The organism is Steroidobacter cummioxidans, from assembly GCF_003104955.1.
Genome location: NZ_LSRW01000015.1, coordinates 79,765 through 87,961, shown reverse-complemented (window position 1 = coordinate 87,961; position 8,197 = coordinate 79,765). Strand labels below are relative to the sequence as shown.

The 8,197-nt window shown below is 60.7% G+C and carries 7 protein-coding genes; 2 read left to right on the top strand and 5 right to left on the bottom strand.

The annotated features are described in order from the left end of the window. Nucleotides 1–137: 137 nt before the first annotated feature. From D0550_RS10085 to D0550_RS10070, 4 genes are read right to left on the bottom strand one after another with little or no spacing between them, the layout of a single operon-like run. Complete coding sequence (locus D0550_RS10085) at nt 138–1,247, bottom strand: S-(hydroxymethyl)glutathione dehydrogenase/class III alcohol dehydrogenase (protein ID WP_116809056.1); 1,110 nt, start codon at nt 1,245–1,247, stop codon at nt 138–140. A 19-nt stretch (nt 1,248–1,266) separates the two neighbouring features. Next, nucleotides 1,267–2,157, bottom strand: coding sequence for a quinoprotein dehydrogenase-associated putative ABC transporter substrate-binding protein (locus D0550_RS10080; RefSeq protein ID WP_116809055.1), 891 nt, complete (start codon nt 2,155–2,157; stop codon nt 1,267–1,269). Then, entirely contained in the window at nt 2,138–2,557 is a 420-nt protein-coding gene (locus D0550_RS10075; protein WP_116809054.1) for a c-type cytochrome, read from the bottom strand. Before D0550_RS10075 ends, D0550_RS10080 begins: the two co-directional genes overlap by 20 nt. Nucleotides 2,558–2,568: 11 nt before the next feature. After that, complete coding sequence (locus D0550_RS10070) at nt 2,569–4,395, bottom strand: methanol/ethanol family PQQ-dependent dehydrogenase (RefSeq protein ID WP_116809065.1); 1,827 nt, start codon at nt 4,393–4,395, stop codon at nt 2,569–2,571. 116 nt (nt 4,396–4,511) lie between these two features. Here D0550_RS10070 and D0550_RS10065 point away from each other — a divergent pair, with 116 nt between their 5' ends. After that, nucleotides 4,512–4,901 carry a hypothetical protein gene (locus tag D0550_RS10065; protein ID WP_116809053.1) on the top strand — a complete coding sequence of 130 codons (390 nt, stop codon included), beginning with the start codon at nt 4,512–4,514 and terminating at the stop codon, nt 4,899–4,901. 5 nt (nt 4,902–4,906) lie between these two features. On the opposite strand, the gene D0550_RS10060 is transcribed toward D0550_RS10065, so the two are convergent. Then, complete coding sequence (locus D0550_RS10060; protein WP_161965743.1) at nt 4,907–5,872, bottom strand: cytochrome D1 domain-containing protein; 966 nt, start codon at nt 5,870–5,872, stop codon at nt 4,907–4,909. A 328-nt stretch (nt 5,873–6,200) separates the two neighbouring features. On the opposite strand from D0550_RS10060, the gene D0550_RS10055 reads away from it, so the two are divergent. Continuing rightward, the gene (locus D0550_RS10055; RefSeq protein ID WP_116809050.1) at nt 6,201–8,183 is read left to right on the top strand and encodes a sigma-54-dependent Fis family transcriptional regulator; all 1,983 of its coding nucleotides are present in this window, start codon (nt 6,201–6,203) and stop codon (nt 8,181–8,183) included. Nucleotides 8,184–8,197 lie beyond the last annotated feature (14 nt).

The following is an 8,197-nucleotide window of genomic DNA, read 5'->3' as shown; positions in this document are numbered from 1 at the left end:
CCGGATTGTCCTTGCACTTGCAGGTCAAGGTGCCGCCGGCGAAGCCGGCTTTACCGGGCTTCACGCCGCCATCCACCGACGGATGAATTTTCAAAGCGCTCATGGTCATTCCCCCAGACGTTGTTGATCGATCGCCTTCAGAAGATCGCGACGCTACGAATCGACTCGCCCTTGTGCATCAGATCGAATGCATCGTTGATGCGCTCGATGGGCATCTGGTGCGTGATCAGCTCGTCGATCCTGATCTTGCCGTCCATGTACCAGTCGACGATCTTCGGCACATCGGTGCGGCCACGCGCGCCGCCGAAGGCTGAGCCCTTCCAGACGCGGCCCGTCACCAGTTGGAACGGCCGCGTGCGAATTTCCTGACCCGCCCCCGCCACGCCGATGATTACGGACACGCCCCAGCCACGATGGCAGCATTCCAGCGCCTGCCGCATCAGATCGACGTTGCCCACGCACTCGAAGCTGTAGTCGGCGCCACCATCCGTGATGTTCACCAGATGTGCCACCAGGTCGCCGCCGACCTCTTTCGGATTCACGAAATGAGTCATGCCGAACTCTTCGGCGAGCTTGATGCGCCCTGGATTGATATCGACGCCGACGATCTTGTTGGCACCGACCATCCGCGCGCCCTGGATCACGTTCAAGCCGATACCGCCCAGGCCAAACACCACGACATTCGCGCCCGGCTCGACCTTGGCCGTGTTGATGACGGCCCCGACCCCGGTCGTGACGCCGCAGCCGATGTAACAAACCTTGTCGAACGGTGCGTCCTCGCGAATCTTCGCCACTGCAATCTCGGGCAGCACGGTGAAGTTCGCGAAGGTCGAGCACCCCATATAGTGATGCAGCATCTCTTTGCCGATCGAGAAGCGGCTGGTGCCATCGGGCATCACGCCTTTGCCCTGCGTGGCGCGAATCTGCGTGCACAGATTGGTCTTGCGTGACAGGCACGATTTGCACTGACGGCACTCGGGCGTGTACAGCGGAATGACATGATCGCCCTTCTTCACCGACTGCACGCCAGGCCCGACATCGACCACGACACCGGCGCCCTCGTGGCCGAAAATCACTGGAAACAAACCTTCCGGATCCGCACCCGAGCGGGTGAACTCATCGGTGTGACAGATGCCGGTGGCCTTGATCTCGACCAGCACCTCGCCGGCGCGCGGCCCGTCCAGATCCACCGTGGTGACTTCGAGCGGCTTGCCTGCGGCATATGCAACTGCGGCTTTGACTTTCATACATGCTCCCGGGGCGGGCTCATTTCATGACGTTGCCGCTGGCATCGAGCAGCGGCACTCGAAAACTGAGCAGGATCTTGGTGATCCTGCCCTGATTTGTGTCGATCCAATTGTCCAGTTCGCTCTGCCATTGTTTTTCGCCAAAGCGCACGCCCATAGCGATCTCGTAATCGAAGCGAATCTGCGGATCCGGTAAAAAAGGCACGGCGCGCCACTCAGGCGCTGCCTGGGACGACGCCGTGTGTCGCTGCACCAGATAACCCGCCATGGGCCCCCACAGAATTGCGACGTCGATCTTCCGATCGTTCAGATCGTGCTCGACGATACTTGCTGGATTCTCGTGAACATCGCCGCTCTGCGGCGCGTACACGACGGCTTGATCGATCATGCCATTGCGTAGCAACCAGTCCGTGCCGGGCGAGCGCCCGAATACTCCGATGCGCAGTGCCGACAATTGGTCACGCGGCAGTTTCAACAGATCCGCCGCGGTGTGGATACTGGCGTGCTTGGCTGGATCCGCGATCAGCAGCGCATACGTGGAATGCATATACGGCCGCGTGGTGGCAGTCTGGTCGTAGCCTTTGGGCACCCCGATGATCACATCGCACTTGTATTCTTTGGTGGCCTCATCGCGCAAACGCAACGTGTTGCGGACGAAGCCCATCCGCTGTGGAAAGAACGTGTATTCGACGCGCCGGCCCAGATCGCTGGCCAGCGCTTCCGCGATCTTGTTCTCGTAGCCCTCGCCGCGCTGATTGGACAACGGCAGGTTGTCCGGATCGGCGCAGACGCGCAGCGACGTTGCGGTTGCGGGCTGATCGACCGCCGCTGCATCCACCGTCACGAATGTCAGCAGAAGACAGAACAGCCCGGTCGCGCCCACGCGCAATCTAGTCCATGGGATACACATGACCGGGCTTGATCTTGCCATCGGAGCGACCTTTCAAGTACGCGTACAGACCTTCCCAATTCTGGTTCACCATGGCGCTACCGCTGAATGGCGGCATGCCCTTCTCGGGGCGCCCGTTCATGACGGTGGTGTGAAAGTCTTCCTTGCTCAGATGCTTCAAGGACTCGATCAGCGACGGTCCGACCAGACCCTGCTGCTGATCGCCGTGGCAGCGCTCGCAAGCGAGCGCGCGCCACGTCTTCCAGCCATTCAAGGTTTTCGGATCGACCTTGTTGCCATCCTTGACCTGATAGGGGGCACCGCCGGCGGGTGCGTCGTTGGCACTCGTGCACACCGCCGCGATGCTCAAAGCCAGAAACCCGATCAACCACTTCGCCGTCCTCGCTTTCTCTGAGCTCATTGGCAGTGAGCTCACTTCGCCGCCGTGGTGGCCGAGCCGCCGCTCTCCGGCAGGCCGAAGATGAACAACGAGCCGCCGAGCGTCGTGTACTTCGCCAGATCCTTGTAACCGCCCACCGCGCCCAGGCCTTCGGTGGATTCGGTCAGACCCGCGGCCATGCCGATGCCGGCCCAGCCGCCGATGCCCGAGTACACGCCGACGTACTGCTTGCCGCCGTACTCATAAGTGAACACGTTGCCGATGATTCCGGACGGGGTCTTGAACTTCCACAGCTCCTTGCCGTCCTTTGGCGAGACTGCCTTGATATAACCTTCCAGCGTGCCGTAGAACACCACGTCGCCTGCTGTGGACAGCGCACCCGACCAGACCGAGAAGCGCTCCGGCTTCGACCAGACGATCTTGCCCTGGTTCGGATCCCACGCGATGAAGTTGCCCATGCCGCCGTGACTGTTCGGCGTCGGATACATGGTCAACGTCGCGCCCACATACGGCTGTCCTGCCGTGTACTCGACTTGGAAAGGCTCATACGTCATGCAGACGTGATTGGTCGGCACCATGAGCAGACCGCTCTTGCGATCGTAGCTGGCAGGCTGCTGGTCCTTGGTACCGAGCGCGGCCGGGCAAATGTCCTTCACATTCACGTCCGGCCCCGTGGTCGCCGGCGAATATTTCTTATCGACGACCGGCCGGCCGGTCTTCATGTCGATCTTGGTTGCCCAATTTACGGTCGGGTCGTATTTCTGCGCGACCAGCAGCTCGCCAGTATCGCGATTCAAGGTATAGGCGAATCCGTTGCGGTCGAAGTGCACCAGCGCCGGTATCTGCTTGCCCCCGATATTCGCAGTGAACAGCACCATCTCGTTGACGCCGTCGTAGTCCCATTCGTCGTGCGGCGTCATCTGGAAGGCCCACTTGGCCATGCCGGTGTTCAGATCGCGCGCAAAGATGGTCATCGACCACTTATTGTCGCCGGGCCGCTGTGACGGATTCCACGTGCCCGGATTGCCGGTGCCGTAGTAGACCAGATTCAATTTCGGATCGTACGAGAACCAGCCCCAGGTCGTGCCGCCGCCGAGCTTCCATTGATCGCCCTTCCAGGTCTTGATCGAGGAGTCGGTGCCGACCGGTGCCATCTTGCCGTTGGTCCAGGTCATGGTCTTGGTCGGATCGACCAGCAGGTCTTTATCCGGACCGGTGCTCCACGCCGTCCATTTCTTCTTGCCGGTGGCCAGGTCATACGCGATCAAGCGGCCGCGTACACCGAACTCACCGCCGGAGATGCCGGTGATGACCGTATCCTTGAATACGTGCGGCGCGTTGGTGTTGGTCTCACCGATCTTCGGATCGCCGTTCTTGGCGGACCACAGCAACTTGCCGGAGTTGGCATCCAGCGCGACCAGCGTCGTATCCGCTTGCTGCAGCAAGATCTTGCCGTCGCCGTACGCCAGACCGCGGTTCACCGTGTCACAACACATGACCGGCACGACCGACGTGTCCTGCTTGGGCTCATACTTCCATTTGTAGGATTGGTCCTTCAGATTCACCGCGTACACGTTGTTCGGGAACGGCGTGTGAATGTACATCGTGTCGCCAATCACCAGCGGCGATCCCTCATGGCCGCGCAACACACCGGTGGACATCGTCCATGCCACCTGCATGCGACCAACGTTGCTGGCGTTGATCTGCTTCAACTCACTGTATCTTTGATTGGCGTAGTCACCTGCTTGCATCGCCCAGTTGGACGACTTGCTGGCAGAAGTTTCGAGGTCCGCGGCCGAAGCCATGGTGACGGTGGACGAGGCAGCCACCAGCAGGACCCAGCATTGCTGACGTTTCATGTTCAATCCCCCGAGACTGACCGAAATTTTTTGTTGATGGCCATTGGCGCGCAGCGTGCACAATCATGCTGGACACATGCTCGACACCAACTTCAATCCACCTCCGCGAGGCGAACATGACGATGCAACGCCTGTGCCAGCAATCCACTCTCGGATTCATCACAACCGCATTGGTAATATTCGGCAACGCGACCCAAGCCGCCGAGGAGGAAGGACCAGTACACAACTATCCGACGCAGGCGCGCGTCGAGTATGTAAATGAGTGCATCGCGAACCACGATGACAGCCTGGCGAACGTGTATCAGTGTTCGTGCACCATCGATCGCATCGCCGATGTGCTGACCTACGACGAGTTTGTCACGGCGATCACCTTCGCCCGCTATTCCGGCTTGCCTGGCGAAGGCGGTGCGATCTTCCGCGATACCGACCAAGCTCGCTCGGCCGCCAAGCGCTTTCGCGAGCTGGAAAAACTGTCGCAGCGTCAGTGCGGGCTGATCAAGTCGTAAGCAGATCAGGGCGGCACTGGCCCCAGCACGATGCCCCAAGGCGACTGTCCGACCGGAATTCGTTTCACTTCGGCCAGTGTTTTCGTATCGATGACGCTGACATCGTTCGAGGGTCCATTCGCTGTGTACAGGTACCGGCCATCGGCGGACAGCGCCATGCCCCACGGGCGCTTGCCCACCGGCACTTCCTTGATGAGCTTGGCCGCGCGTGGCGCTTCCGTCATATCCACGACTGCGACTGTGCCACCGCGTCCGGTGCTCAAATACAAGCGGTTATGCTCAGAATCCAGGATGACGGCCATCGGTCGCGCCTGTTCGCCAAGTTGTAACAGGCGTTGCACTGGAGCGTTACCCGTGACACTCATACGATTCAACGAGGCATCCATCTCGCCAGAAACGTATGCAGTGTCGCCGTCGGGACTGAAATCCATGTCTCGCGGCCGCTGACCCACGGGTGTCGTCTTTATCACTTGCAATGTTTCGGTATCGATGACCGTGACCGAGCTGCCGGCCTCGTTCGTGACCAGCACCCGGCGCCCATTCGGCGTCAAAGCAACACCTTCGGGCTCCAGCCCGACCTTGATGCGCGCGATGACTTTGCCCGCCTCCACATCCACCACCGAAAGCGTGCCGACATCTTCATTCGCCACATACAGTCGCTTGCCGTCACTGCTCATCGCGAACTGCTCCGGATCGGAGCCGGCGGCCAGCACCTTGATTACTTTGTGTTTCGCTGTGTCCACGATGGCGATGCCGTCGGCCTTCAGATCGCGCTCGAGCTTGGCGCATTCCTCATCGGGCACCGATGGCGGACATTTCGGCAGGCCACTCACGGCCACGAACAAGCGTGCGCCATCCTGCGACAACTTCATGCCGCGCGGCCGTTTACCAACATCGATCGTAGCGATCTTGGTGTTGCTTGCGGTATCCAGCACCGATACCGACTCGCCATCCTCATTGGNAAAAAACATAGGCGCGCGCAAGTCGCTGCATTGCTGGAGGCTGCGGCGACCTCGAATACGTATCCGCATACACCGCATGCGATCAGCAACACTAGTGGCCGCAGCGCTACATGCTTCATGATCGTCCCTCCATTAATTTATTAACGAACTGATTTAGCACGCCGTATGCCAGCGGTGCTTATCTTGGTTAAACTCAACAATGCTGACAGCTACGACGCCGCAATGGATGCGGCGGGACAAATCAATCCGCGGGCGAGTGTGTCAGGGGCGATACAGACCGTGACACTGTCACGGGACAGTTGACACACCGCCGCATCAGGATGAGCCAGGAGAATTCATGGACGCCACTGCAGTGCATGCGGGCAATGTGCTTGAATTCATTCGCGCGCCTCAGTCTGGACAGACCCGGGCGCTGGCGATCGGTCCACCTTTAACGTTACATCCGGCGATTGCCGGCTCATGGCGGCGTTGCGCCATCGATTACTCCATCGATCCAGGGCGACGCACCTCCGCGCCCACCATGATCGATTCCGCCGCGCTCGCCGAGCGCCTGGTGCAGCATGCCGATCTGTTGCAAATCGCTGCTGCCGAAATCGACTGGCTATACGAGCACATTGCAGGCTCGGGATATGCGCTGGTGCTCACCGATGCGAGCGGCATCGTGCTGTACGAGAAAACCGACTCCACACTCATCGATGTGTTCCGCTCCGCCGGCCTGAGGGTCGGCGCCGACTGGAGCGAACGCCAGGAAGGCACCAACGGTATCGGCACGTGCATTGCGGAGAATCGCCCTGTCATCGTGTATCGCGAAGAACATTTTCGCGCCTGCCACATCGGCCTGTCCTGTTCGGGTGCGCCGATTCGCGATGCCTCAGGTCAGCTGCTTGCAGTCTTGGATGCATCGACGCTGAACGCGCGCGACACCCGAGCCAGTCTCGCGCACACCATGGCGCTGGTGAGTCTGTCGGCACAGCTGATCGAAAAATGCCTGTTCCTGCAGCAGTTCCAGGGCGAAACCGTGTTCCGCTTCCATGCGCGCCCCGAGTTCGTGAACCTGCAGCACAGCGGCGCGATTGCCGTCGCCCGCGACGGCAAAGTGGTCGCGGTCGACGAGACTGCACTGTGGCTGTTGCGAGCGAGAAGTCGCGAGACGCTGATCGGACGCGGCATCGATGAAATCTTCGACGTGAACCCCAGAGAGCTGATCGAGCCGTCGAGCCGAACCCAGCTGTCATTGCGCCCGGTCCGCGATGTGCTGTTCGGTCGACATTTCTTCCTGAGCCTGGATCAGGATGCGACGTCCACGAGCTCGCTCTCGGCCCCGCCGCCCTCACGAGAGATCTTGCAACTTTCGACTGCGGTCACCCGCAAGACCGCCCTGTCGCTCGAGGACCTTGCGGGCGACGACCCGCAGATGGCTCGTAATATAAGGAGTGCCCGGCGCATCGCGAGCGCGCGCGTGCCGGTCATGATCCAGGGCCCGACCGGCGCCGGCAAAGAAATGTTTGCACGCGCCTTGCATGCTGCAAGCGATCGCGCCACGCGCTCCTTCGTGGCCCTGAACTGTGCCGCCATTCCCGAAACACTCATCGAAAGCGAGTTGTTCGGCTACACGGCCGGCGCGTTCACCGGGGCCCGCAAAGGGGGCATGAAGGGCAAGATCCTGCAGTCGTCCGGGGGCACACTGTTCCTCGATGAAATCGGCGACATGCAGCTGGGCTTGCAGACGCGTCTGTTGCGTGTGCTGGAGGAGCAGGAGGTCATGCCGTTGGGAACGGAGACGCCGATCAAGGTCGACCTGCGCGTAATGTGCGCCTCGCACCAGAACCTGCGAGCCATGATCGCGCGCGGTGCCTTTCGTGAAGATCTCTATTACCGGCTCAACGGCATCACCATCGAGCTGCCGCCGCTGGCGCAGCGAACCGACAAGGAACGGCTGATCCGCGAATTCCTCGCCACCGAAAGCTGCGATGGCCGCCCGGTCTCGATCGAGGTAGACGCGTTTCAGCGACTGCTCGACTACAGCTGGCCCGGCAACGTGCGCGAGCTGCGCAACGTGATCCGGACCATTCTCGCGATCTGTGACAGCGACGTAATACGGATGGTCGATCTGCCCAGTGAGGTGCGACTGTGCCAGAGTCGCCGCGAGGATGGCTGCGAGGTGCCGCCCTCGATCGAGCGCAGCGAGCTGATTCAATGTATCCGTGAATGCGAAGGCAACATGTCGCGCGCGGCAGAACGGCTGGGCGTGAGCAGAAACACTCTGTATCGCCGTTGCAAGCGACTGGACATCCCATTGCAGCACTCGCGCGGCAGCTGAACTAACAACACCCA

Bases quoted from the DNA above. Each gene is read 5' to 3' on its own strand.
- D0550_RS10075 (WP_116809054.1), bottom strand. From the start codon at position 2,557: ATGAGCTCAGAGAAAGCGAGGACGGCGAAGTGGTTGATCGGGTTTCTG.
- D0550_RS10070 (WP_116809065.1), bottom strand. From the start codon at position 4,395: ATGAAACGTCAGCAATGCTGGGTCCTGCTGGTGGCTGCCTCGTCCACC.
- D0550_RS10065 (WP_116809053.1), top strand. From the start codon at position 4,512: ATGACGATGCAACGCCTGTGCCAGCAATCCACTCTCGGATTCATCACA.
- D0550_RS10085 (WP_116809056.1), bottom strand. From the start codon at position 1,247: ATGAAAGTCAAAGCCGCAGTTGCATATGCCGCAGGCAAGCCGCTCGAA.
- D0550_RS10080 (WP_116809055.1), bottom strand. From the start codon at position 2,157: ATGTGTATCCCATGGACTAGATTGCGCGTGGGCGCGACCGGGCTGTTC.
- D0550_RS10055 (WP_116809050.1), top strand. From the start codon at position 6,201: ATGGACGCCACTGCAGTGCATGCGGGCAATGTGCTTGAATTCATTCGC.